Annotated in this window: 25 protein-coding genes; 17 read left to right on the top strand and 8 right to left on the bottom strand. The window is 66.9% G+C overall.

From position 1 onward, the window contains the following. Window positions 1-3 precede the first annotated feature (3 nt). The 3 genes from EJI00_RS06545 to EJI00_RS06540 all read left to right on the top strand — a co-directional run bounded on the left by EJI00_RS06545 (window position 4) and on the right by EJI00_RS06540 (window position 3,484). Complete coding sequence (locus EJI00_RS06545) at window positions 4-1,227, top strand: threonine ammonia-lyase (protein WP_185868079.1); 1,224 nt, start codon at window positions 4-6, stop codon at window positions 1,225-1,227. A 90-nt stretch (window positions 1,228-1,317) separates the two neighbouring features. After that, on the top strand, window positions 1,318-1,470 hold the full coding sequence (locus tag EJI00_RS25045; protein ID WP_185868078.1) for a hypothetical protein: 153 nt from the start codon (window positions 1,318-1,320) through the stop codon (window positions 1,468-1,470). A 145-nt stretch (window positions 1,471-1,615) separates the two neighbouring features. Beyond that, complete coding sequence (locus tag EJI00_RS06540; protein WP_126746662.1) at window positions 1,616-3,484, top strand: phosphoenolpyruvate carboxykinase (GTP); 1,869 nt, start codon at window positions 1,616-1,618, stop codon at window positions 3,482-3,484. Window positions 3,485-3,576: 92 nt separating this feature from the next. Here the strand turns inward: EJI00_RS06540 and EJI00_RS06535 are convergent, their stop codons facing one another. Continuing rightward, a complete protein-coding gene (locus tag EJI00_RS06535; protein WP_126746661.1) occupies window positions 3,577-4,128 on the bottom strand; it encodes a hypothetical protein in 552 nt (183 codons plus the stop codon). Window positions 4,129-4,235: 107 nt separating this feature from the next. On the opposite strand from EJI00_RS06535, the gene EJI00_RS06530 reads away from it, so the two are divergent. Beyond that, window positions 4,236-5,216 carry a LysR family transcriptional regulator gene (locus EJI00_RS06530; protein WP_126746660.1) on the top strand — a complete coding sequence of 327 codons (981 nt, stop codon included), beginning with the start codon at window positions 4,236-4,238 and terminating at the stop codon, window positions 5,214-5,216. Between the two features lie 15 nt (window positions 5,217-5,231). On the opposite strand, the gene EJI00_RS25040 is transcribed toward EJI00_RS06530, so the two are convergent. Beyond that, window positions 5,232-5,405: a hypothetical protein gene (locus EJI00_RS25040; protein ID WP_185868077.1), complete on the bottom strand. Its 174-nt coding sequence runs from the start codon at window positions 5,403-5,405 to the stop codon at window positions 5,232-5,234. 125 nt (window positions 5,406-5,530) lie between these two features. Here EJI00_RS25040 and EJI00_RS06525 point away from each other — a divergent pair, with 125 nt between their 5' ends. From EJI00_RS06525 to EJI00_RS06495, 7 genes are all read left to right on the top strand, one after another. Continuing rightward, window positions 5,531-6,337, top strand: coding sequence for a metallophosphoesterase (locus tag EJI00_RS06525; protein WP_126746659.1), 807 nt, complete (start codon window positions 5,531-5,533; stop codon window positions 6,335-6,337). A 30-nt stretch (window positions 6,338-6,367) separates the two neighbouring features. After that, window positions 6,368-7,597 (top strand): nucleoside recognition domain-containing protein, encoded by a 1,230-nt coding sequence (locus EJI00_RS06520; protein WP_126746658.1) that lies wholly within the window; start codon window positions 6,368-6,370, stop codon window positions 7,595-7,597. 105 nt (window positions 7,598-7,702) lie between these two features. Then, window positions 7,703-8,212: a flavin reductase family protein gene (locus EJI00_RS06515; protein WP_126746657.1), complete on the top strand. Its 510-nt coding sequence runs from the start codon at window positions 7,703-7,705 to the stop codon at window positions 8,210-8,212. Window positions 8,213-8,220: 8 nt separating this feature from the next. Next, entirely contained in the window at window positions 8,221-9,120 is a 900-nt protein-coding gene (locus EJI00_RS06510; RefSeq protein WP_126746656.1) for a DMT family transporter, read from the top strand. Next, the gene (locus tag EJI00_RS06505) at window positions 9,117-10,055 is read left to right on the top strand and encodes a glutaminase (protein ID WP_126746655.1); all 939 of its coding nucleotides are present in this window, start codon (window positions 9,117-9,119) and stop codon (window positions 10,053-10,055) included. Before EJI00_RS06510 ends, EJI00_RS06505 begins: the two co-directional genes overlap by 4 nt. Window positions 10,056-10,117: 62 nt before the next feature. Beyond that, a complete protein-coding gene (locus EJI00_RS06500; protein WP_126746654.1) occupies window positions 10,118-10,621 on the top strand; it encodes a hypothetical protein in 504 nt (167 codons plus the stop codon). A gap of 162 nt (window positions 10,622-10,783) precedes the next feature. Next, complete coding sequence (locus EJI00_RS06495; RefSeq protein WP_126746653.1) at window positions 10,784-11,821, top strand: aliphatic amidase; 1,038 nt, start codon at window positions 10,784-10,786, stop codon at window positions 11,819-11,821. A gap of 2 nt (window positions 11,822-11,823) precedes the next feature. Here the strand turns inward: EJI00_RS06495 and EJI00_RS06490 are convergent, their stop codons facing one another. Further along, window positions 11,824-12,714: a LysR family transcriptional regulator gene (locus EJI00_RS06490; protein WP_126746652.1), complete on the bottom strand. Its 891-nt coding sequence runs from the start codon at window positions 12,712-12,714 to the stop codon at window positions 11,824-11,826. A 90-nt stretch (window positions 12,715-12,804) separates the two neighbouring features. On the opposite strand from EJI00_RS06490, the gene EJI00_RS06485 reads away from it, so the two are divergent. Continuing rightward, window positions 12,805-12,999, top strand: a complete 195-nt coding sequence (locus EJI00_RS06485) for a DUF1127 domain-containing protein (protein ID WP_126746651.1) — start codon at window positions 12,805-12,807, stop codon at window positions 12,997-12,999. A 58-nt stretch (window positions 13,000-13,057) separates the two neighbouring features. Beyond that, window positions 13,058-14,743, top strand: coding sequence for a hypothetical protein (locus tag EJI00_RS06480; RefSeq protein WP_126746650.1), 1,686 nt, complete (start codon window positions 13,058-13,060; stop codon window positions 14,741-14,743). On the opposite strand, the gene EJI00_RS06475 is transcribed toward EJI00_RS06480, so the two are convergent. Continuing rightward, window positions 14,740-15,321: a uracil-DNA glycosylase family protein gene (locus EJI00_RS06475; RefSeq protein WP_126746649.1), complete on the bottom strand. Its 582-nt coding sequence runs from the start codon at window positions 15,319-15,321 to the stop codon at window positions 14,740-14,742. The two genes, EJI00_RS06480 and EJI00_RS06475, sit on opposite strands and share 4 nt — an antisense overlap. 23 nt (window positions 15,322-15,344) lie before the next feature. Next, window positions 15,345-16,178, bottom strand: a complete 834-nt coding sequence (locus tag EJI00_RS06470) for an oxaloacetate decarboxylase (RefSeq protein WP_126746648.1) — start codon at window positions 16,176-16,178, stop codon at window positions 15,345-15,347. 99 nt (window positions 16,179-16,277) lie between these two features. Between EJI00_RS06470 and EJI00_RS06465 the strand changes: the two genes are divergently transcribed. Then, on the top strand, window positions 16,278-16,736 hold the full coding sequence (locus EJI00_RS06465; protein WP_126746647.1) for a CopD family protein: 459 nt from the start codon (window positions 16,278-16,280) through the stop codon (window positions 16,734-16,736). 265 nt (window positions 16,737-17,001) lie between these two features. On the opposite strand, the gene EJI00_RS06460 is transcribed toward EJI00_RS06465, so the two are convergent. The 3 genes from EJI00_RS06460 to EJI00_RS06450 are packed head-to-tail and all read right to left on the bottom strand — an operon-like array spanning window position 17,002 to window position 19,907. Further along, window positions 17,002-17,433 carry a VOC family protein gene (locus EJI00_RS06460; RefSeq protein WP_126746646.1) on the bottom strand — a complete coding sequence of 144 codons (432 nt, stop codon included), beginning with the start codon at window positions 17,431-17,433 and terminating at the stop codon, window positions 17,002-17,004. Window positions 17,434-17,465: 32 nt separating this feature from the next. Further along, window positions 17,466-18,701 (bottom strand): CaiB/BaiF CoA transferase family protein, encoded by a 1,236-nt coding sequence (locus tag EJI00_RS06455; protein WP_126746645.1) that lies wholly within the window; start codon window positions 18,699-18,701, stop codon window positions 17,466-17,468. A gap of 6 nt (window positions 18,702-18,707) precedes the next feature. Beyond that, complete coding sequence (locus EJI00_RS06450) at window positions 18,708-19,907, bottom strand: acyl-CoA dehydrogenase (RefSeq protein WP_126746644.1); 1,200 nt, start codon at window positions 19,905-19,907, stop codon at window positions 18,708-18,710. Between the two features lie 185 nt (window positions 19,908-20,092). Between EJI00_RS06450 and EJI00_RS06445 the strand changes: the two genes are divergently transcribed. From EJI00_RS06445 to EJI00_RS06435, 3 genes are all read left to right on the top strand, one after another. Beyond that, window positions 20,093-21,001 carry a LysR substrate-binding domain-containing protein gene (locus tag EJI00_RS06445; RefSeq protein ID WP_126746643.1) on the top strand — a complete coding sequence of 303 codons (909 nt, stop codon included), beginning with the start codon at window positions 20,093-20,095 and terminating at the stop codon, window positions 20,999-21,001. A gap of 69 nt (window positions 21,002-21,070) precedes the next feature. After that, window positions 21,071-21,475: a phage holin family protein gene (locus EJI00_RS06440; protein ID WP_126746642.1), complete on the top strand. Its 405-nt coding sequence runs from the start codon at window positions 21,071-21,073 to the stop codon at window positions 21,473-21,475. A gap of 92 nt (window positions 21,476-21,567) precedes the next feature. Then, window positions 21,568-22,284, top strand: a complete 717-nt coding sequence (locus EJI00_RS06435) for a 2OG-Fe(II) oxygenase (protein ID WP_126746641.1) — start codon at window positions 21,568-21,570, stop codon at window positions 22,282-22,284. The last annotated feature ends 100 nt before the right edge of the window (window positions 22,285-22,384 follow it).

Below are 22,384 nucleotides of genomic sequence, written 5' to 3'. Positions count from 1 at the left end.
GCCATGGTCGGAATCGAAGAAATCCGGCGCGCCGCGGCGCGTCTGCAGGGTCAGGTGCTCAATACGCCCTGCGTCGAGTCGCGCACGCTCTCGGAGATCGTGGGCGCGCAGGTCTACCTCAAGTTCGAGAACCTGCAGTTCACATCCTCGTTCAAGGAACGCGGGGCGTGCAACAAGCTGGTCGATCTTTCGGAGAACGGACCCGCGGGCGACGGCAAGGAAACCGCGCGCGGCGTCATCGCCATGTCCGCCGGCAACCATGCACAGGGTGTGGCCTATCACGCGCAGCGGCTGGGCCTTCGCGCGCTCATCGTGATGCCGCGCTTCACGCCCGGCGTCAAGATAGAGCGCACGCGCGGCTTTGGCGCCGAAGTGGTGCTGCACGGCGACACGCTGGACGCGGCGCGCGCGCATGCACTCGAACTGGCCGAACGCGAAGGGCTGACCTTTGTTCATCCCTATGACGACGAGGCCATCATCGCGGGCCAGGGCACCGTGGCGCTCGAAATGCTCGACGTGGTGCCCGATCTCGACGCGCTGGTGGTGTCGGTCGGCGGCGGCGGGCTGATTGCCGGCATGGCCGTTGCGGCGCGCGACCGCCGGCCCGGCATCGAGATCGTCGGCGTGCAGACCACGCGTTTTCCGGGCATGGTGAATGCCGTCAAGGGCACGCAGCACCTGCAGGGCAAGAGCACCATCGCCGAAGGCATTGCGGTCGGCACGCCCGGCGTGCTCACGCGCGAAATCATCGCCAAGCATGTGGACGACCTGCTGCTGGTCGACGAAGGAGACATCGAGCAAGGCGTGCTGATGCTGCTCGAAATCGAAAAAACGCTGGTCGAAGGGGCCGGGGCGGCGGGCCTTGCGGCGCTCATCCGGCATCCGGAGCGCTTCAGGGGCAAGCGCGTGGGGCTGGTGCTTTCGGGCGGAAACATCGATCCGCTGCTGCTTGCCGCCATCATCGAGCGCGGCATGGTGCGGGCCGGGCGGCTGGCGCGCGTGCGGGTGAGCGCACGCGATGTGCCGGGTTCATTGGCCCAGATCACGGCCACCGTAGCGGAAGCGGGCGCTAACGTCGATGAGGTTCATCATCAACGGGCCTTTACCATGCTGGCGGCGCAGAATGTCGATATCGAGCTGGTGCTGCAGACCCGCGGACGTGCGCATCTGGCCAGCGTGCTGGGCGCGCTGCACGACGCGGGCTTCGAGGCCGAAGAGCAGCACTGAAGGGGCCCTGGCAAGCCCCTAGACCGCCGGGCCGGGGCCCATCGGTAAAATGCCCGCAGTTTTTGTATTTGTGTATTCGAGGTACTTTCAATGTCCAACCCTACGCCCGTCGAGCCGCACCACGCGGCCGCCGTTGAAAAAGACGCCGTCGAATCGGTCGTGCACCTGATGCCGATCGTCCTGCCATTGGCCGGCGGCGTGCTGATGCTTTTGCTTGCATCCATCGCTGTCTATTTGGCCTGACAGGCATTAGCGTCTTCGTCCGCGGGCTTTGCGGCCCGCGTTGACGCAGTCTCCCAACGCGAAACGTTTTCTCAAACGGACCTCCGCGCCTCGATGGTGCGGCGTCCCGTTCGGAAAGACGATTTTTCAACTTAGGAGATTTCCGATGAACGCACCCACGATGCAGGGCCTTGCCATTCAGGCACCCTCATACGTCAAGAACGCAAAACTGATTGCCTGGGTGGCCGATATGGCCGCGCTTTGCAAACCCGAGGCCATCTACTGGTGCGACGGCAGCAAGGAAGAGTACGACCGCCTTTGCCAGAAACTGGTCGACGCGGGTACCTTCAAGAAGCTCAACCCGGCCAAGCGTCCCAACTCCTTCCTCGCGGCTTCCGACCCGAGCGACGTGGCGCGCGTTGAAGACCGCACCTTCATCTGCTCCGAAAAGAAGGAAGACGCCGGCCCCACCAACAACTGGATGGCCCCGGCCGAGATGCGCGCCACGCTGCAGCCGCTGTTCGACGGCTGCATGAAGGGCCGCACGATGTACGTGGTGCCTTTCAGCATGGGCCCGCTCGGCTCGCCGATTGCGCACATCGGCATCGAGCTTTCCGACAGCCCCTACGTGGCGGTCAACATGAAGATCATGACCCGCATGGGCAAGGCCGTGTACGAAGTGCTCGGCGCCGACGGCGAGTTCGTGCCCTGCGTGCACACGGTGGGCGCGCCCCTCGAGCCCGGCCAGGAGGACGTGACCTGGCCCTGCAACAAGACGAAGTACATCGTTCACTACCCCGAAACGCGCGAGATCTGGAGCTACGGCTCGGGCTACGGCGGCAACGCGCTCTTGGGCAAGAAGTGCTTTGCGCTTCGCATCGCCTCCACCATGGGCCGCGACGAAGGCTGGCTGGCCGAGCACATGCTCATCCTGGGCGTGACCTCGCCACAGGGCAAGAAGTACCACGTGGCCGCCGCTTTCCCCTCGGCCTGCGGCAAGACCAACTTCTCGATGCTGGTGCCTCCGGCCGGCTTCGACGGCTGGCAAGTGACGACCATTGGCGACGACATCGCCTGGATCAAGCCCGGCAAGGATGGCCGCATGTACGCCATCAACCCCGAGGCGGGCTACTTCGGCGTGGCCCCCGGCACCAACCTCAAGACCAACCCCAACTGCCTGAAGAGCCTGGACCGCGACGTGATCTTCACCAACGTGGCGCTCACCGATGACGGCGACGTGTGGTGGGAAGGCCTCGAGGACGACGTGCCCGGCAAGAAGCTGCCCGAGCACCTGATCGACTGGCAGGGCAAGGACTGGACGCCGCAGATCGCCAAGGAAACCGGCGCCAAGGCCGCGCACCCGAATTCGCGCTTTACCGTGGCCGCCACCAACAACCCCGCGCTCGACCCGGCCTGGGACGATCCGGCCGGCGTGCCGATCGACGCTTTCATCTTCGGTGGCCGCCGCTCGACCACGGTGCCGCTGGTGACCGAAGGCCGCAACTGGACCGAAGGCGTCTACATGGCCGCCACCATGGGCTCGGAAACCACCGCCGCCATCGTCGGCCAGGTGGGCGTGGTGCGCCGCGACCCCTTCGCCATGCTGGCCTTCATGGGCTACAACATGAGCGACTACTTCCAGCACTGGCTCGACCTGGGCAAGAAGGTCGAGGCTTCGGGCGCCAAGCAGCCGCGCATCTACACGACCAACTGGTTCCGCAAGGGCCCGGACGGCAAGTTCGTATGGCCCGGCTACGGCGAGAACATGCGCGTGCTCAAGTGGATCATCGATCGCATCGAGGGCAAGGCCGAGGGCGTGGACCATGTCTTCGGCGTGAGCCCGCGCTACGAAGACCTCAACTGGACCGGCCTGGATTTCAGCGCCGAGCAGTACGCCACCGTCACCAACATCGACAAGGCCGCGTGGCAGGCCGAGCTGAAGCTGCACGCCGAGCTGTTCGAGCAGCTGGCGCATCACCTGCCGAAGGAACTGCCGGAAACCAAGGCAGCCATCGAGCAGCGCCTGGCGGCCTGACGCTCCCCACAGTGCGGCGCAAGCCTCACCAATGAAAAAAAGCCGCCCTAGGGCGGCTTTTTCATGACTCGGCCAACGAAGCGATCGATGGATCAGTAGTAGCGCGAGCTGTTCATGCGGCGCATGGCTTCGTAGAGCGTCGGCATCCGTGCATCGTTGCTGGCACGTGCGGCCTTGCGGGCCACGGCGTCCACCTTCGCAACGGTTGCGGTGGAAGCCTTGCCTTCCGACTGCTCGCGCCAGACGGCGGCTTGCAGTTCCTGCATCACGCGCGGGTCGCTGTGCGCGGTGGCAAGAAACCGGGCGTCGGCGCGATCAGCGGCACGGCGCTTGGCTGCTGCGTTCCACAGGCCTGCAATCTTGGCGGCCGGGGCGCGCAGCGAGCTGGCAAACAGCGCGATGCCGGCAAAAACGGCGCCGCAGAGCACGGCCCAGGCGGCGAGCAGCGCGCCTTCGTCCCAGGTGGAAACGAGCTTGTCGCCCACCACCAGAACCGCCGCGATCACGGCGACGACGAGCAGCGCGATCAGCGGACGCGAACCGCTGGCGCCGGCACGGGCGGCCTTGATCTGGCCGAACAGGATCTCGGCGCGCTGGACGCCGGGATGGGAAGTAGGTTGGTCAACGTGGACAAAGCTGGTCATGGTGATCCCTCCGTGGGATGAGTGGCTTGATGCCGATGGGGGAATATTAGGGGTTACCCTAGTGTTCCGCCACTTTATCTTTCTGATGTTTATCATTCACAACGCTGATGGACGTCAACTTTCGCACACTCGACCTCAACCTGCTCCGCGTCTTCGACGAGGTGATGGCGGAGCGCAACCTCACGCGGGCGGCGCGCAACCTGTCGATCACCCAGCCGGCGGTGAGCAACGCGCTGCGCCGCTTGCGCGATGTGCTCGGCGACGAACTGGTGAGCCGATCGGGCGCGGGCGTGGAGCCGACGCCGCGTGCGCTGGCGCTCTGGCCCACCGTGCGCGACGCCCTGCGGCAGCTGCAGCACACGCTGGCGCCGGGCGAGTTCGACGCCGCCACCGCGGATACCACCTTCCTCCTGGCAATGGCCGACGCCACTGCCGCCGAACTCATCCCTGGGCTGGTGCAAATCGTGGAGAAGGAAGCGCCCGCTATCTCGCTACGCGTTCTGCCGCTTACAACCCGCGATCCGCGGCGGATGCTCGAGCAGGAAGAAGTCGACATGGCGATCGGCTACTTTCCGGCCGTGATCGCCAGCCTGGCGGCACGCGGGCAATCGGGCGTGGGAGTGGCGTTCGAGACCCAGCGGCTCTACCTGGGCCAGTATGTATGCGTGATGCGCCGCGGCCATCCGCTGGCGGATGCACCCCTTACGCTCGATGATTACTGCGCCGCGCGGCACCTCTTGGTGAGCTTTTCGGGTCGGCCCTACGGCTTTATCGATCAGACGCTGGGCGCCCTGGGACGGGAGCGGCGCATCGTGGTGACCGTGAATCAGTTTTTCACGGCCGGCCGCGTGGTCGCAAACTCCGATCTGCTCACAGTGCTGCCGCGGCACTTTGTGACCGTGACCGGCATCGACGACCAGCTGGTGCTGCGCGACCTGCCCTTCGACCAGCCGATGGTGCACGTTGACGCCATCTGGCACCGGCGCGCACAGCACCTGCATTCGCACGAATGGCTACGCACCGCGCTGTTGCGCTCCGCCGCGGCGGCCTTTGCGGATTCGATCCTCGGGCAGAAGGTGCCCGGATGATCCACCGCTAGTTTTTTAGCGAATGACGGAGAGCCAGGCGCTGGCCGCAACGCGCAGTTCCTGCGCCTGATGGGCGTCGAGGCCGGCACGGGCGTCGGCGCTTTCCATCAGCGCTGCGGCATGGCTCACCGAAGCGTTGGCATTGGAAGAACGGAAGAAACGGGCCACTTGGGCAATGAGGCTGAACATGACAGTGCGCTGCTCTCGGCTGCGCTGGAGTGGTTGATGTACCAAGAATAGGGGTTATCCCTAATATTGGAAGCCCCCCTTCATGCGCTTTATGCATGGGCTCATTCCCCTAGACTGGCCGTACGATGAAGCTGCAACTGCTCTCCGACCTTCACCTGGAGTCTCACCCCCGCTTCCAGGCCGAGCCGGTGCCCGGCGCCGACATGCTGGTGCTGGCGGGCGACATCGGCTCCTACCAGGAAGGCTCCCGCCTGACGGACTCAGACTTCGGTCTTGGCCGCTTTTCGCCTCGCAACGGCTGGCCGGTGCCCGTGATCTACGTGCCGGGCAACCACGAGTACGACAACACCGATTTCGACGCAACCCACGAGCGCCTGCGCGCGCTTTGCAGCGAGCTCGACATCCTGTGGCTGGAGCGCGAGACGGCCGTCATCGGCGGCATCCGTTTCATCGGAACCACGCTCTGGGCGGATTTCGATGCGCTGGTGACGCCCACCGACGGCCTGGCCGATGCGCTCAAGAAGCGCGGCAAGGCCATGCGTGCGGCCGATTTCTACCTGGAAAAGGCCGCCACGGTGCGCAGCGGCCAGCCGTTCATGGCCGGTGCGATGCGCGAGCAGGCGCTGCTGTGCCAAACCTGGCTCGAACAGGCGCTGGCCGAGCCTTTCGACGGCACCACGGTGGCCATCACGCATTTCGCGCCGAGCCTTGCCAGCGCCGACCCGCGCTACGGCCTCACACCGGGCACCGCCGGCTTCTGCAATTCACTCGACGCCCTGCTTCCTCGCGCCCAACTGTGGCTGCACGGCCACCTGCACTGCCCGTTCGACTATGTGAAGGACGGCTGCCGCGTGGTTGCCAACCCGCTCGGCTACAAGGGCAAGGGTGAGCAGGAGGGCTTTCGCCCGAACCTGCTGATCGAAGTGGCCTGAAGATCGACGCCATAAAAAGGAAAAGAACGCGTGCTCAACGGCCTGTGGCTGGGTTTCTTCGGGATGGCGATGCTGGCGGCGCTCGGGCGCTGGCTGGTGGGCGGCGACCCGGCCGTTTTTGCGGCCATCGTCGAGAGCCTGTTCGCCATGGCGCGGCTCGCGGTCGAGGTGATGGTGCTGCTGTTCGGCACGCTCACGCTGTGGCTCGGCTTCCTGCGCATTGCCGAGGCGGCGGGGCTGGTCGGCTGGCTCGCGCGCATGCTGGGGCCGCTGTTCCGGCGGCTCATGCCGGGCGTGCCCGCGGGCCATCCGGCGCTGGGGCTCATCACCATGAACTTCGCGGCCAACGCGCTCGGGCTGGACAACGCGGCCACGCCCATCGGCCTCAAGGCCATGCGCGAGCTGCAGCGGCTGAACCCCGACCCGGTCACGGCCACCAACGCGCAGATCCTGTTCCTGGTGCTCAACGCATCGTCGCTCACGCTGCTGCCGGTGACCATCTTCATGTACCGCGCGCAGCAGGGTGCAGCCGATCCGACGATGGTGTTCCTGCCGATCCTCCTGGCCACCAGCGCATCGACGCTGGTGGGCCTGCTCTCGGTGGCCGTGGTGCAGCGCCTGCGGCTGTGGGACCCGGTGGTGCTGGCCTACCTGGTGCCGGGCGCGCTGCTGCTCGGCGGCTTCATGGCGCTGCTGGGCACCCTGTCGGCCGCGGCCATTGCCTCGCTCTCGTCGCTGATGGGCAACCTCGCGCTGTTCGGCGTGATCATCGTGTTCCTGCTGGCCGGCGCAATCCGCCGCATCAAGGTCTACGAATGTTTTATCGAGGGCGCGAAGGAAGGCTTCGACATCGCGAAGAACCTGCTGCCCTATCTTGTGGCCATGCTGTGCGCCGTGGGCGTGCTGCGTGCCTCGGGCGCGCTCGATTTCGTGCTTGGCGGCCTGCGCTGGCTGGTCGACATGGGCGGGTGGGATTCGCGTTTTGTCGACGCCATGCCCACCGCGCTGGTCAAGCCCTTCTCGGGCAGCGCGGCGCGCGCGATGCTGATCGAAACCATGAAGACCCAGGGCGTGGACAGCTTCCCCGCGCTCGCGGCCGCCACCATCCAGGGCAGCACCGAGACCACCTTCTACGTATTGGCCGTGTACTTCGGCGCCGTGGGCATCCAGCGGGCGCGCCATGCCGTGGCCTGCGCGCTTTTGGCCGAGCTGGCGGGCGTGGTGGCGGCCATCGCGGTCTGCTACTGGTTCTTCGGATGAACGCCGCGGAACCAGCGATTGCGGCCGGGGCTACGCGGCGCGTCGAGCAGCCGCGCGTACGCTAAGCCAGAATAGTCCCTCGCCTTCCAACGCACAGCCTCTTTCGTGACCACCACCCGCCGGGCCAAGCCCCCTACCTTCTCGCCCGCAGAATTTCGCGAGGCGCTCGGCATGTTTGCCACGGGCGTGACCATCGTCACCGCGCGTTCGGCCGACGGCGTGCTGGTCGGCCTCACGGCGAATTCGTTCAACTCGGTGTCGCTTGCGCCGCCACTGGTGCTGTGGAGCCTGGCGCGCGCCGCGGGCTCGATGCCGGCGCTCAGCACCGGCTCGCACTACGCCATCAACATCCTGGCGGCCAACCAGAAGGAATTGGCCGAGCGCTTCGCCACCAAGAACATCGACCGCTGGGCGGACGTGGCCTTTACCGAAGGGCTCGGCGGTGCGCCGGTGCTGGCGGGTGCCGCGGCGAGCTTCGAGTGCTTCAACCGCAGCCGCTACGACGAAGGCGACCATGTGATCTTCGTCGGCGAAGTGGAGCGCTGCACGCACAACGCGGGCGCCTCGCCGCTGCTGTTCCATGGCGGGCGCTTCTACACCGAGCATCCGCTCTGACCCGACGAATGATCCAGCGCAAGACCCACCTCGACTCCCTCGCCATCGGCCTTCTCATCGCATGCTGCGCGTTCTGGGGGCTGCAGCAGATTCTCATCAAGACCACCGTCACCGAAGTGCCGCCGCTCTGGCAGGCCTCCATCCGCATGGCAGGTGCGGTGGCGCTGCTGTGGCTCTGGTGCGTGTCGCGCCGGGTGCCGCTTTTCGAGCGCGACGGCACGCTGCCGGGCGGCCTGCTCGTGGGGCTGCTGTTCGCGGGCGAATTCGCCTGCATCTACCTGGGCCTGCAGCACACCTCGGCCTCGCGGCTCACGGTGTTCCTGTACACCGCGCCTTTCTGGGTGTCGCTGCTGCTGCCGCGCTGGGTACCGGCCGAACGCCTGCGGGGCTTGCAATGGCTGGGCCTCGTCATTGCGTTCGCGGCCGTGGTGTTCGCGTTCAGCGAGGGCTTCGGGCATTCGAGCTCCAACCAGTTGCTGGGCGATGCGATGGGGCTCGTGGGCGGCATGCTCTGGGGCCTGACCACGCTGGCGCTGCGCACCACTCGGCTCGCCACCGCAAGCGCCGAGAAGGCCTTGTTCTATCAAGTCGGCGTGACCGCGGCGGTGTGCCCGGTGATCTCGCTGGTGCTGGGCGAAAAGTGGGGCTTCTCGTATTCGGCCTGGGCGTGGACCTCGATCGGCCTGCAGACCGTGATCGGCGCGTTCGCGAGCTATCTCACGTGGATGTGGCTGCTGCGGCACTATCCCGCCACGCAGATGTCGTCGTTCAGCTTTCTGACGCCGCTGTTCGCACTGGTGTTCGGCGTGGTGCTGCTCAGCGAGCCGCTCACGCTGCATCTCATGCTGGCGCTGGTGGGTGTCGCCCTGGGCATCGTGATGGTCAACCGGCGAAAGGCACGGGCATGAAGGACACAGACTTCCAGCCGGTGCTCGACGACATCGTCGCCACGCTGCGCCCATTGCTGGGCACCGCCGGCACGGTGGCCAGCTACATCCCCGCGCTGGCGTGCGTCAATGCGCGGCAGCTCGGCATTGCGCTGCGCACCTGCCAGGGCGCCGAGGCTTTTGCGGGCGACGCCGAAACGCCGTTCTCGATCCAGAGCGTGTCCAAGCTCTTCACGCTCACGCTCGCCATGCGGCGCATGGGCGACGCGCTGTGGGAGCGCATCGGACGCGAGCCCTCGGGCAACCCTTTCAACTCGCTGGTGCAGTTGGAGAACGAGCACGGCAAGCCGCGCAATCCGTTCATCAATGCGGGTGCCATCGCCGTGGCCGACCGGCTCGTGAGCCAGGCGCTCGCCGCCGGCGGCAGCGCCAAGGCCGACATTCTTGCGTTGATGGGCAGCCTGTGCGGCGAGCCGATTGCCTTCGACGACGAGGTGGCACGCTCCGAAGCCGCGACCGGTTTCCGCAACATCGCGCTCGCCAACTTCATGAAGAGCTTCGGCAAGATCGACAACGACGTGGCCGATGTGCTCGACACCTACTTTCACCAATGCGCGCTGCGGATGAACTGCCGCCAGCTCGCGCGTGCGGCCGCGTTCTTGTGCCGCGACGGTGCGCATCCGATCGACGGCCAGGCCGAGGTCACCGGCGAGCGGCAGGCGCGGCGCATCAACTCGCTGATGCTCACCTGCGGAACCTACGACGCGGCGGGCGACGTGGCGTTTTCGATCGGCCTGCCCTGCAAGAGCGGCGTGGGCGGCGGCATCGTGGCCGTGGTGCCCGACCGGCTCACGCTGTGCGTCTGGTCGCCGACGCTGGACGCCACGGGCAACTCGCTGCTCGGCATGAAGGCGCTGGAGCTCTTCGTTGCGCGCACCGGGCTGTCGGTCTTCTGAGCGCTGAGTGCTCGTTCGCTGGCGCGGGCGAAAATGAGCCGCACACGAACACAAGCACCCGAATGACCGAAGCCACAGATTCCACCGACTCCGACGACACCCTCCCCCTTCAGGAAGCCCGCCTCTGGCGCGACGGCCAATGGACCGCTCGCGTGACCAAGAACGAGGAAGACGACGGCTGGGCCGTCGAGATGACGCGCCACGGAGACCCGGAGCCGGCGCTGGTCGGCCCGTGGACCATGGGCCGCGACAAGAAGAACCCGAAGCCGCTCGACGGCCCCGCGTTCTCCACACTGGTGAAGACCGCCGCCGAAGTCATCCGCCGCCATGAGCAGCAGCTGCACGCCACGCTCAACAAGAGCGTGACCGTCACCGCGCGCAACGACCAGCGCGTGCGCGTGTCGCTCGCCATCGTGCCCGACGAAGACAGCCCCTCCGCCACGCTCACGGCGCATGACGATGCGGACGACACCGAGCTTGCCAGCGTCAACGTCTCGCCGGCCTTCAGGCTCACTACCTCCAGCGCCACGGCCTGGATCGAATCGGACTACGCACGCCCCCGCTGAAGGCCGCCGCAATCAGCGAAATGACGTATGGGCAGCCCCCACTGAGTTGAGAACAATCGGCTTCGACGACACCCACCGCCGCACCGCAGACAAGCCCGAGCCGGATGAACACCGGCCCGGGCTTTTTTTCTTGTTTCTCAACCATCCTTCAGGAGCAGCGTCATGCGACATGGTGATATTTCGAGCAGCAGCGATTGCGTGGGCGTCGCGGTCGTCAACTACAAGATGCCCCGCCTGCACACCAAGGCCGAGGTGCTGGACAACGCCCGCAAGATCGGCGAGATGCTGGTCGGCATGAAGAAGGGCCTGCCGGGCATGGACCTGGTGATCTTTCCCGAATACTCCACGCACGGGATCATGTACGACGCGAAGGAGATGTACGACACCGCCGCCACCGTGCCCGGTGAGGAGACCGCCATCTTTGCCGACGCCTGCCGCCGCGCCAACGTGTGGGGCGTGTTCTCGCTGACCGGCGAGCGCCATGAGCAGCATCCGGACAAGGCGCCCTACAACACGCTGATCCTCATGAACAACCAGGGAGAGATCGTCCAGAAGTACCGCAAGATCATGCCGTGGGTGCCCATCGAGGGCTGGTACCCCGGCGACCGCACCTACGTGAGCGACGGCCCCAAGGGCATGAAGATCAGCCTCATCGTCTGCGACGACGGCAACTACCCCGAGATCTGGCGCGACTGCACCATGCGCGGCGCCGAACTCGTCATTCGCTGCCAGGGCTACATGTACCCGGCCAAGGAGCAGCAGATCCTGGTGTCCAAAGCCATGGCCTTCATGAACAACACCTACGTGGCGGTGGCCAACGCGGCGGGCTTCGACGGCGTGTACTCGTACTTCGGGCATTCGGCCATCGTCGGCTTCGACGGCCGCACGCTCGGCGAATGCGGCGAGGAAGAAATGGGCATCAACTACGCCGAGCTTTCCATGGGGCTGATCCGCGACGCGCGCAAGAACGGCCAGTCGCAGAACCACCTGTTCAAGCTGCTGCACCGCGGCTACACCGGCGTCATCAACTCGGGCGACGGCGACAAGGGCGTGGCCGAATGCCCGTTCGACTTCTACAAGCAGTGGATCGAAGACCCCGAAGCGGCGCGCAAGCAGGTGGAGTCGTTCACACGCAGCACCATCGGCACCGCCGAGTGCCCGATCGAAGGCCTTCCGAACGAAGCCACGCGCAGCAGCTGAAATCAGAGCTGGCGAAACTCCGTCAGCACCTTCAACACGCTGAGCGTGGCGCCGTCGAGCGTGGCGCGCTGGCGGTGTGCAATGCCCAGCCGCCGCGTGAGCCTGGGCGTGACCGGCAGGATCTGCATGCGCTCGTTCAGCGCCGCGTCGGTGGTTTGCTGCAGCGGCAACAGCGCGGCGCCATAGCCGGCCGCCACCAGGCTGCGGATGGCCGCGTCGTAGTTCAACTCGATGCGCGCGCGCGGCGCGAAGCCCGCCGCCGCAAACCACTCCATGGTGAGCCGGTACATGTGCGTGGTGGCCTCGTTGAAGATCAGCGGCTGCGCCGCCAGCCATGCGGGCGTCACGCGCCTGGGCGCCTTCCAGCGCTGCGGCACGAAGGCCATCATGGGCTGGTCCCGCCACGGCGTCACGACCAGGTCGCGCAGCGGCGGCTGCGGTACCGCCACCAGGCCAATATCGAGCGTGCCCGCTGCCAGCCGAGACATTGCGTCGTTCGAGCCGAGGATGCTCACCTCCACGTCGATACCCGAATGCCCCACACCCAATGCCTCGAGCACCTGCGGCAGCAGGTCGACCACCACGCCCGTCGAAGTACCCAAGCGCACGCGGCCGGTGCGGCCCTCGGCCTGGCGCTTGACGGCTTCGATGGCATCGTCGGTATCGCGCAGCAGCTTGCGACCGCGCTCGACCAATGCCGCGCCAGCCGCGGTGGGCGTGACGCGGCGGTTGCCGCGCACCACCAGAGACGTGCCCAGCCGCGATTCGAGTTCGCTGATGTGCAGGCTTACCGTGGGCTGCGCAAGGTGCAGCGCACTGGCCGCCGCAGAGAAAGTGCCAAGGTCCGCAATGGCGATGAGCGTGCGAAGCTGGTCGAGGTTGAGTTGTCGCATCAGGAATTCTGATTGGAAGTGTCAGAAATCTCAACTTCCACAATAGCATGCCTCGTCGCAAGATCGGTGCTCCCCAACAAGGAGCCCATCGTGACAGCGCCAACGCACTCGCCCTTTCATCAACGCCTGATGCATGCCCTGCGCAGCTGGCGCCGCCGTGCTGCGGAGCACCGCCGCAGCCGCGCCGACTCGCAGCATCTGGCCGGCATGAGCGACCACGAGCTGCGAGACCTGGGCATCGGGCGCAGCCAGGTCCAAGCGCTGACGGAGCGGGACAGGTACTGAAAGAAAAACGGCCTCGGCCTTCAGGCATTGCCGTGCAATTTGAGGTTCAATCCAGGGCGTGCCCAAATCCACCGCCCCCGTCTCTGTTTCCATCGAACTCACTTCGCCGCAGTCGGTCGATGGCCGGCGCGCGGCCTTCCAGTCGCTCTGGCTGCTCGCGCGCATGAAGCACGCGCACGATGCCGAAGGCGGCCTCGTGCGGCTGGCCGACGTTCGCGGTGAAGTCACGGGCGCGAGCACGCTGCGCATGGTCGTGAGCCGCGCCTTTCGCGACTTCAAGGCTTGGAACATCGAGGTCGGCTGGGGCGAAGACACGCAGCGTGAGCCGCGCTTCCTGAACGACGAGCGGCGCAGCCAGGGGCCCTTCTGGTTGCCCGCGGCGGAGGCGAAGCGTGTTCGCCTGCTGGTGGGTGGCCGCGCCGCCACGGCGGCCGAGGTGGCGTCTTTCCTTGGGCTGCGTTCGCGCAAGAAAGGTTCGACGGCAGCCGGTTCACCAATGCCGCCCGATGCGGTGCATTTGCAAGACGCCGCATTCTGGAAGCAGCTGGTCGCCTCGCAGCAGGCGGCGCGGCAAGGCCGGCTCATGGCGCCGGTCGCGGGCGGCAGCAGCGCAGCGGGGCAATCGGCCAGCGCGCTCGAATCGATTCGCCTGGCTGGCACGCTGGCTGCCACCGACTTTCAGCGCGCGCTGGTCACGCTCAACGAGGCCATGCTGTGGCGCCGGCTCGGCGACAACGAACAGGCGCGCCGCCGCTTGCAGGCGCTCAAGAAGCAGCGCCTCGCGCACCATGTGGCGGGCAACGACTATCTAGGCGCGATGGAATGCATCGTCTCGGCGTGGTGCGCCTACACCGCGCGCGACCTGCCGCTCGCCGAATCGCTGCTGGGCGGCATGGCCGGCGACGCGGCGCGCGGCGTGGTGCTGCGCCACCACCCCGACGTGCGCTTCGAGTGGTGCAACCTCTGGGCGCTGGTGTGCCGCTCGCGCGCGCTCGGGCTTGCCGCCGACGACAAGCCCGCCGCCGCGGCACTGGCCGAAGAGGCATTGCGCCGCTTCGGCGAGGCGCTGGCCGCAGCCTTCGAGTCGCATTCCTTCGACGCGGCGCAGCACGTGGCCGCCAACATGGGCATGGCCGCATGGCTGTTCGACCGCGTCGGCCTCTCCGACCTGCCGGCGCTTGCGCACGACGGCAATGCCGACACCACGCGCCGCGCCGTGCAGTGGATTGCCTTCAGTGAATGGCTCTGCGGCCATACCGACGGCCAGGGCCGCTCCGCCTGGAACGCGATCTACCTGATGCGCATCGCGCGCGGCCATTGCCGTCCAGAGCCGCAACCGACGCTCGCGCAGTTCCGCGCGCAAAAGCCATTGGAGCCGGCCGATATTTCCAAGCTCGCCGGGCCGCTTGCCGATGCCTTCGATGCGGCGCACTGGCCGGCGCGCTGGGTCGAGGTGGCACAAGCGCGGCTGGCCGACCACCTGGCGGGACGCCGACGCTACCCGGGCCTGCAGCATTGCAGCCTGCTTTTCGAGCACGCCTGGTACGCGGCGCATGCGGGCGACCTGCAAGCGGCCGGGCAGTCGCTGGGCCTGCTGCGCGAAGCGTTGCCGCAACTCGTGCCGAGCGACCGCGCCTATTTCACCGAGTCATGGAACGACACGCTGCCGGCCGAGCTGGTGCTGGAGACAAGGCCGCCGCGCCGGCCCGCGGCGCCGAAGAAGGCTGTTCGAAAGCCCGGCTAGCCAGCTTTTTCCAGCACATGGCGCACACGCTCGCGCAGCACCGGCAGCACGTCGCGCTCGAACCACGGATGGTGCTTGAACCAGCCCGTGTTGCGCGGCGATGGATGCGGCAGCGGGATGAAGCGCGGTGCGTACTCCGCAAAGGCCTCGACAGTTTCCGTCACGCCGCCTTTGCTGGTACTGCCGAGGAAATGGCGCTGCGCATACTGGCCGATGAGCAGCGTCAACTCAATGTGCTTCATCTGCGCAAGCAGGCGTTCATGCCATAGCGAAGCGCATTCCCTGCGCGGAGGCAAATCGCCGCTGCTGCCGCGGCCCGGGTAGCAATAGCCCATCGGCATGATCGCCACCCGTGCCGGGTCGTAGAACACCTCGCGGTCGATGCCGAGCCAGCGGCGCAACTGCTCGCCGCTCTTGTCGTTCCACGGCACGCCGGTGGTGTGCACCGTCATGCTGGGGGCCTGGCCGACGATCAGCAGCCGCGCACTGGCACTGGCCTGCACCACCGGCCGCGGCCCCAGCGGCAGGTGAGCCACGCAGGCATTGCAGCTGCGGATTTCCGCAAGCAGCGTATCCATGACGGCCCTGGGGTCCTCTTCGCTTATCTCTTTCCGAACGGACGAAAGAAACCGTCAAGCTCGCTGCCCGTGGCGGCGCCCGCAAAGCCATCGAAGCGCCCCTCTTCCGCCAGCGTGCGGGCGGCGCGCATGAACCCGCCCCACGCCGCACGCGCGAGCGCGCCGCCCACGCTCACGCGCCGCACGCCCAGTTCTGCGATGTCCTGCATGGTGAGCTCGCTGGTCGATCCGACCAGCAGGTTGACCGGTTTCGGCGCTACCGCCGCAACCACCGCGGCAATCTGCTCGCGCGTCTTGATGCCGGGTGCGTAGAGGCAATCGGCGCCGGCCTCGGCATAGGCCTTGAGCCGCGCGATGGTGTCGTCCAGCTCGGGCCGGCCCGCGAAGAAATTCTCGGCGCGGCCCACCAGCAAGGTGTCGCCGCCTGCCGCATCGATGGCCTGGCGCGCGGCGCGCAGCCGCTGCACGGCCACATCGATGGGGAAAAGCGGATTTGCGGCATCGCCGGTTGAATCTTCGATCGAAAGGCCGGCCACGCCGGTCTCGACCGCAAGCCGCACGCTCTCGGCAACGCCTTGCGCATCGGCGGCAAAGCCGTTCTCGAAATCGGCATTCACCGGCAGGTCGGTGGCCACGACCAGCTCGCGCAGATGGTCGAGGATCAACCCGCGTTGCATCGCGCCGTCGGACTTGCCGCGCGACCATGCAAAGCCCGAACTGGTGGTGGTCAGCGCCTTGAAGCCCAGGCCTTCGAGGTAGCGCGCGCTGCCCGTGTCCCAGGGGTTGGGAATGACGAAGCAGCCCTTCTCATGAAGGGCGCGGAAGTCGGCGCGCTTTTGCGCGATGGTGCGGGTCATCGAAGCCTCGTCTTTCTTTCTTGCGTGCGAAAGACGGAGTTTTAACGCAACAGCGCCGACATTGCGCACTCGCGCCTTTCGGTGTTCTGATCGGTCCCCATGCAACACGTCATCCTTCTTTTCATCCATCTCCTGGCCGCCGCCTTCTGGGTCGGCGGCATGGCCACCCTGCACTTTGCGGTGCGCCCCGCCGCCGTCGCCACGCTGGAGCCGCCGCTGCGCCTGCGCATGATGGCCGCGGCGCTCCGGCGCTTCTTCGTCGGCGTGGATGCGGCGGTCACGCTGCTGTTCGTGACCGGCGTGGCCATGATCCTGCTGATGGGCGGTTTCCGCGGCGTGCACTGGCGGGTCGAGGCGATGATGGGCATTGCCATCGTCATGGCGGGCATCTATGTCTACATCCGCGCCTCGGTGTTCAAGGCCTTGCGGCGCGCAGTGGACGAAAGCGCGTGGCCCGTCGCAGCCGGGCGGCTCGACATGGTGCGCAAGCTGGTGAGCCTGAACCTCGTGCTCGGCGTGGTGGTGTTCGGCGTGGCGATCGTCGGGCGTGCCGGCTAAGAGCCTGTTGGAGTGAAGTGCGCGGCATGGTGTGCGGTCTGTTCGGGACGTGTGCACAGGCCACCGGGTACTCCCCTCCGCGAATGTCCCCCGGGGCTGCGCCCCTCCTCCTTTATTTCGCTGCGGGGAGCACCCGATGCCCTGTGCACCTAGACACGCTGCTGGTGCGTGGCTGATCAACCTCCGCTCTGAATCACGCTCCCGTCGGCGGGTGCGCCGCCCTGAACGAACAGCAGCGCCGACCCTGAAACCGCGGCAAACAGAATCAGCCCGCCGCACCCTTGAGCTCGATGCCGTTGCCGTCAGGGTCGGTGATGTAGATCGAAGGCCCGTCGCCTTCGGCGCCGAAGTTGTTCTGCACGTCGCCGTTTACCGGCACGCCGTGCCGTGCCATCAACGCGCGGATCGCCGCTTCGTCGAAGGGCTCGATGCGCAGGCAGATGTGGTCGACGTTGCGGCCTTCCTTGCCGGGCAGGGCGCCGCCCTGCTTGCCGAGCGGGCCGTCGAGCGTGACGAGGTCGATGAGGTTGGTGCCGGCGCGCAGGTGCACGAGCCCCAGGTGTTCGCGGCGCCTCTCGACCGCGCAGCCGAGCACGTCGCGGTAGAAGGCAATGGCACGCTCCGCGTCCTTCACGCGCAGCACGACATGATCGATGCGCAGCACCGAGAACGGTGGGCTGTGGATCGGGTCCGGCATGGCTTGCCCTCCTCGCTTGATTGCCTGCTTTCTTAGACCACGCCCGCCGCGCGCAGGGTGTCGAAGCGCGCGGCGTCGATGCCGAACTCGGCCAGCACCTCGCGCGTGTGCTGGCCCAGCGCCGGCGGGGCATGGCGCAGCACGGGCGGCGTGGCTGTCAGGCGCAGCGGGCTCGCCACACCCGTGATGCTTTTGATGCCGTCGCCCGCATCGCGCGGCAGCGTGACGGCCAAGCCGCGCGCCTTGACCTGTGCATCGTCGAAAGCCTGCGCAATGTCGTTGATCGGGCCGCAGGGCACGGCCTTGTCTTCGAGCAGCGTGACCCAGTCGGCGGTGGTGCGGGTGCGCGTGAGCTCTTCCATCATCGGAATGAGCACGCCGCGGTGCTTCACGCGCAGGGTATTGGTGGCAAAACGCGCATCGGCCGCCCACTCCGGGTGGCCGGCCGCTTCGCAGAAGCGCGTGAACTGGCCGTTGTTGCCGATGGCGAGCAGCATCGAGCCGTCGAGCGTGGGGAAGTCCTGGTACGGCGCGAGGCTCGGGTGTGTGTTGCCCTGTCGCTGCGGCGCCGTGCCGGTGTTGAGAAAGGCGCTCGCCTGGTTCGCGAGGATGGCCATGCCCACGTCGAGCAGCGCCATGTCGATGTGCTGCCCTTCGCCGGTGCGGTCGCGCACCTGCAGTGCGGCCAGGATGGCGGTGCTCGCGTACACGCCGGTGAACAGGTCGGTGAGCGCGACGCCCACGCGCAGCGGGCCGCCGCCGGGCTCGCCGTCGGGGCGGCCGGTGATGCTCATCATGCCGGTCATGGCCTGGATCATCAGGTCGTAGCCCGCCCGCTCGGCATAAGGGCCGTCGTGGCCGAAGCCGGTCACGCTGCAGTAGATGAGCCGCGGGTTGGCCGCGCGCAGGCTCTTGTGGTCGAGGCCGTATTGCTCGAGGCCGCCGGTCTTGAAGTTCTCGACCACGATGTCGGCCTGCGCCGCCATCTGCTTGAGCAGCGCCTGCCCGTCGGGCGTGGCCATGTCGACCGTGACCGAGCGCTTGTTGCGGTTGCAGGCCGTGAAGTAGCTGGCCTGGTCGGTGTCGTTGCCGTTCGCGTCCTTGATGAAGGGCGGGCCCCAGGTGCGCGTGTCGTCGCCCACGCCGGGGCGCTCGATCTTGATGACGTCGGCGCCCAGGTCCGCGAGGATCTGCGTGCACCACGGGCCCGCGAGCACGCGGGACAGATCGAGAACCTTGATGCCGTCCAGGGCTGCGGGCTTGGCCATGCGTGCTTAGTTCGCGAAAGCCGCAATGCCCGTGATGGCGCGGCCCAGGATGAGCGCGTGGATGTCGTGCGTGCCTTCGTAGGTGTTCACCACTTCGAGGTTCACCAGGTGGCGCGCCACGCCAAACTCGTCGCTGATGCCGTTACCGCCCATCATGTCGCGTGCCAGGCGGGCAATGTCGAGGGCCTTGCCGCAGTTGTTGCGCTTCATGATCGAGGTGATCTCGACCGAGGCGGTGCCTTCGTCCTTCATGCGGCCCAGGCGCAGGCTGCCTTGCAGGCCCAGCGTGATCTCGGTCTGCATGTCGGCCAGCTTCTTCTGGATGAGCTGGTTGGCCGCGAGCGGGCGGCCGAACTGCTTGCGGTCCAGCGTGTACTGGCGGGCGCGGTGCCAGCAGTCTTCGGCGGCACCCAGTGCGCCCCAAGAGATGCCGTAGCGCGCGCTGTTCAGGCAGGTGAACGGGCCCTTCAGGCCTTGCACTTCGGGAAAGGCGTTTTCTTCAGGGCAGAACACGCCGTCCATCACGATCTCGCCGGTGATGCTGGCGCGCAGGCCGACCTTGCCGTGGATGGCGGGGGCCGAGAGGCCCTTCATGCCCTTTTCGAGCACAAAGCCGCGGATCGGGCCCACGATGCCGCTTTCGCTGACTTCCTTGGCCCACACCACGAACACGTCGGCGATGGGCGAGTTGCTGATCCACATCTTGGCGCCGCTGAGCGAATAGCCGCCCGGCACCTTCTTGGCGCGGGTGACCATGCTGCCGGGGTCGGAGCCGTGGTCGGGTTCGGTCAGGCCGAAGCAGCCGATCCACTCGCCGGTGGCGAGTTTGGGCAGGAACTTCTGCTTTTGAGCTTCGGTGCCGAATTCGAAGATGGGCACCATCACCAGCGAGCTCTGCACGCTGGCCATCGAGCGGTAGCCCGAATCGACGCGTTCGACTTCGCGGGCGATCAGGCCGTAGGCCACGTAGTTCAGGCCGGGGCCGCCGTACTGCTCGGGAATCGTGGGGCCGAGCAGGCCGAGCGCGCCCATTTCGCGAAAGATGGCGGGGTCGGTTTCGCCGGTGCGAAAGCCTTCGATGACGCGGGGCGCCAGGCGCTCCTGGCAGTAGGCATTGGCCGCGTCGCGGATCATGCGTTCTTCGTCGGTCAGTTGCTGGTCGAGAAGAAGGGGGTCGTCCCAGTGGAATTGCGCTTTGGCGGCCATGTGGCTGTCTCCGGAATAGGGGAAAAAAGAAACCGAGGGGGAATGGGCCGATCCTAGCCATGCAAGGGGCCGGGCGCAAACGATGAATCCTCACCCAGATATGCGTGCCACGCACAACTTGTGGCTCTGCGCAGAGGTGTTTCCATTGGTAGCGACCGCGCACCAGTCATACACTAGCGGCATACATGCGTCGCAAGATCCCCCCCCTGCAGACTCTCGTGTGCTTCGACGCCGCCGCGCGCCACGAGAGCTACACCCGCGCCGCGCAGGAACTCGCGCTTACGCAAAGCGCGGTGTCGCGCCAGATCGGCACGCTGGAGGCCTTCCTGGGCGTGGCGCTGTTCCGCCGCACCCGCCATGGCGTGGCTCTTACCGCGAGCGGTGCGGCGTATGCGCGGCAGATCACCAAGCGGCTCGAAGCCATGGAGCGCGACACGCTCGACGCCATGGCCCACCAGGGAGAAGGCGGCTCGCTGTCGCTGGCGGCCGTGCCCACCTTTGCCACCCGTTGGCTGATGCCGCGCCTGAAAGGCTTTGCGGCGCTGCAGCCCGACGTGGTGGTGCACATCGAGACACGCACCCGTCCCTTTCTCTTTGCCGATGCGGAGTTCGACGCCGCGCTGTACGCCGGCACGCCCGCGCAGGTACAAAACTGGGCAGGCACGCACGCGTTGCTGCTCATGCACGAAGACGTGGTGCCGGTGTGCAGCCCTTCGCTTCTGCCGCGTGGCAAGCCGGTGGCGCCCGCGGCCATCGCGAAGATGCCGCTGCTGCAGCAGAGCACGCGGCCGGACGGCTGGCGCCAGTGGTTCGACGCGCAGCAGATCGATGCGCCCAATGCGCGCGGCGGGCCGCGCTACGAGCTGTTTTCCATATTGGCCGCAGCCGCGTCGCACGGCCTGGGCGTGGCGCTGATGCCGACCATGTTGGTGGCCGACGAGCTTGCGCGCGGCGAACTCGTGGTCGCCTGCGCGCGGCCCCTCTCGGGCGAGCGCAACTACTACCTCGTGACGCCCGAGCGCGCCGACCAGCGGCCACTGCTGAAGTTCTTCAGCGACTGGCTGCTCGCCGAGGCACGTCGCGACTCATCCTGAGACGCTGCAGATATGATGGCCTGAACCACCAGGCGGGCCGTCTTCCGCCTCTTCCGCCTTTCACACACCATGCTGAACAACCTCGCCCCCTTTCTCGTGCACTGGGCCATCACGGCGCTGGCGCTGTGGGTCGCAAGCCTGATCTTCCGCGGCCTCAAGTTCGAGAGCACATCGGCGCTGGTGATCTCCGCCCTGCTGCTCGGCCTGGCCAATGCCGTGGTCAAGCCGCTCCTGATCGTGCTCACGCTGCCGCTCACGCTGCTGACCTTCGGCCTCTTCCTGCTGGTGATCAACGCGCTGATGATCATGCTGGTGGCCGCGCTGGTGCGCGGATTCAAGCTCTCCGGCTTCTGGACCGCGTTCTTCGCGAGCATCTTCATCTCGCTGCTGAGCATTGCCATCGGCGCGCTGGTGAGCGGCAGCGATCCGGCCACCAACATCCAGATGCCGACGGGCAGCGGCAAGTGGCTGTAGGCGGCAAGTGAATATAGGCGACCGGTAAGCACGCCGGAAGTGGTGTCCGGAAACGGCCAGCGCCGCCGCCGCAGCGGCAGCACACTGCCCGCATGCCGACGACCTCTCCCGAAAAATCCGCTGCGGCCCTCGACTGGCCGCGCATCGAAACCGAACTCGCCACGCGCGGCTGCGCCACCGCGGGCGTGCTGCTCACCCCCAAGGAATGCGCCGCACTCGCCGCGCTGTACGACGAGCCGGGCCACTTCCGCAGCCGCGTGGTGATGCAGCGCCACGGCTTCGGCCAGGGCGAGTACCAGTACTTCGCCAACCCGCTGCCACCCTTGCTCGCCGGGTGGCGCAGCGCCCTTTACGAGCGGCTGGCGCCTCTTGCCAACGCATGGGCCGCGGCCACGGGCCAACCGGCCGACTACCCGGCGGACCACGCCTCTTATCTCGCGCGCTGCCATGCGGCGGGCCAGTTGCGCCCCACCCCGCTGCTGCTTCGCTATGACGAGGGCGACTACAACTGCCTGCACCAGGACCTGTACGGCGACCTGCAGTTTCCGCTGCAGCTCACGGTGCTGCTGAGCCGGCCGGGCGAAGACTTCACAGGGGGCGAGTTCGTGCTGACCGAGCAGCGGCCGCGCATGCAGTCGCGCGCCGAGGTGGTGTCGCTCGCGCAGGGCGAGGCGGTGATCTTCGCGGTCAACCAGCGGCCGGTGGCGGGCACGCGCGGCACCTACCGCGTGACGATGCGGCATGGGGTGAGCCGCGTGCGCGCAGGTCGGCGGCATACGCTGGGAATAATTTTCCACGACGCGCGCTGACCCAAATAGTTCCCTTGCGCCGCTGAAGTGTTGCAACGGCCGCGAATTTCTGCACACCTATGCCCAAAACTTAGATGCGTTAGTAGCGCATTGCACACTT

It is taken from the genome of Variovorax sp. DXTD-1 (assembly GCF_003984625.1).
Lineage (GTDB): Bacteria > Pseudomonadota > Gammaproteobacteria > Burkholderiales > Burkholderiaceae_C > Variovorax.
Note: the sequence above shows the minus strand (reverse complement) of the source record. Positions and strands in the feature narration are given on the sequence as shown.

Bases quoted from the DNA above. Each gene is read 5' to 3' on its own strand.
- EJI00_RS25045 (WP_185868078.1), top strand. From the start codon at position 1,318: ATGTCCAACCCTACGCCCGTCGAGCCGCACCACGCGGCCGCCGTTGAA.
- EJI00_RS06470 (WP_126746648.1), bottom strand. From the start codon at position 16,178: ATGACCCGCACCATCGCGCAAAAGCGCGCCGACTTCCGCGCCCTTCAT.
- EJI00_RS06460 (WP_126746646.1), bottom strand. From the start codon at position 17,433: ATGCCGGACCCGATCCACAGCCCACCGTTCTCGGTGCTGCGCATCGAT.
- EJI00_RS06545 (WP_185868079.1), top strand. From the start codon at position 4: ATGGTCGGAATCGAAGAAATCCGGCGCGCCGCGGCGCGTCTGCAGGGT.
- EJI00_RS06465 (WP_126746647.1), top strand. From the start codon at position 16,278: ATGCAACACGTCATCCTTCTTTTCATCCATCTCCTGGCCGCCGCCTTC.
- EJI00_RS06535 (WP_126746661.1), bottom strand. From the start codon at position 4,128: ATGACCAGCTTTGTCCACGTTGACCAACCTACTTCCCATCCCGGCGTC.
- EJI00_RS06540 (WP_126746662.1), top strand. From the start codon at position 1,616: ATGAACGCACCCACGATGCAGGGCCTTGCCATTCAGGCACCCTCATAC.
- EJI00_RS06510 (WP_126746656.1), top strand. From the start codon at position 8,221: ATGATCCAGCGCAAGACCCACCTCGACTCCCTCGCCATCGGCCTTCTC.
- EJI00_RS06530 (WP_126746660.1), top strand. From the start codon at position 4,236: ATGGACGTCAACTTTCGCACACTCGACCTCAACCTGCTCCGCGTCTTC.
- EJI00_RS06525 (WP_126746659.1), top strand. From the start codon at position 5,531: ATGAAGCTGCAACTGCTCTCCGACCTTCACCTGGAGTCTCACCCCCGC.
- EJI00_RS06500 (WP_126746654.1), top strand. From the start codon at position 10,118: ATGACCGAAGCCACAGATTCCACCGACTCCGACGACACCCTCCCCCTT.
- EJI00_RS06475 (WP_126746649.1), bottom strand. From the start codon at position 15,321: ATGGATACGCTGCTTGCGGAAATCCGCAGCTGCAATGCCTGCGTGGCT.
- EJI00_RS06435 (WP_126746641.1), top strand. From the start codon at position 21,568: ATGCCGACGACCTCTCCCGAAAAATCCGCTGCGGCCCTCGACTGGCCG.
- EJI00_RS06490 (WP_126746652.1), bottom strand. From the start codon at position 12,714: ATGCGACAACTCAACCTCGACCAGCTTCGCACGCTCATCGCCATTGCG.
- EJI00_RS06440 (WP_126746642.1), top strand. From the start codon at position 21,071: ATGCTGAACAACCTCGCCCCCTTTCTCGTGCACTGGGCCATCACGGCG.
- EJI00_RS06450 (WP_126746644.1), bottom strand. From the start codon at position 19,907: ATGGCCGCCAAAGCGCAATTCCACTGGGACGACCCCCTTCTTCTCGAC.
- EJI00_RS06445 (WP_126746643.1), top strand. From the start codon at position 20,093: ATGCGTCGCAAGATCCCCCCCCTGCAGACTCTCGTGTGCTTCGACGCC.
- EJI00_RS06505 (WP_126746655.1), top strand. From the start codon at position 9,117: ATGAAGGACACAGACTTCCAGCCGGTGCTCGACGACATCGTCGCCACG.
- EJI00_RS25040 (WP_185868077.1), bottom strand. From the start codon at position 5,405: ATGTTCAGCCTCATTGCCCAAGTGGCCCGTTTCTTCCGTTCTTCCAAT.
- EJI00_RS06455 (WP_126746645.1), bottom strand. From the start codon at position 18,701: ATGGCCAAGCCCGCAGCCCTGGACGGCATCAAGGTTCTCGATCTGTCC.
- EJI00_RS06495 (WP_126746653.1), top strand. From the start codon at position 10,784: ATGCGACATGGTGATATTTCGAGCAGCAGCGATTGCGTGGGCGTCGCG.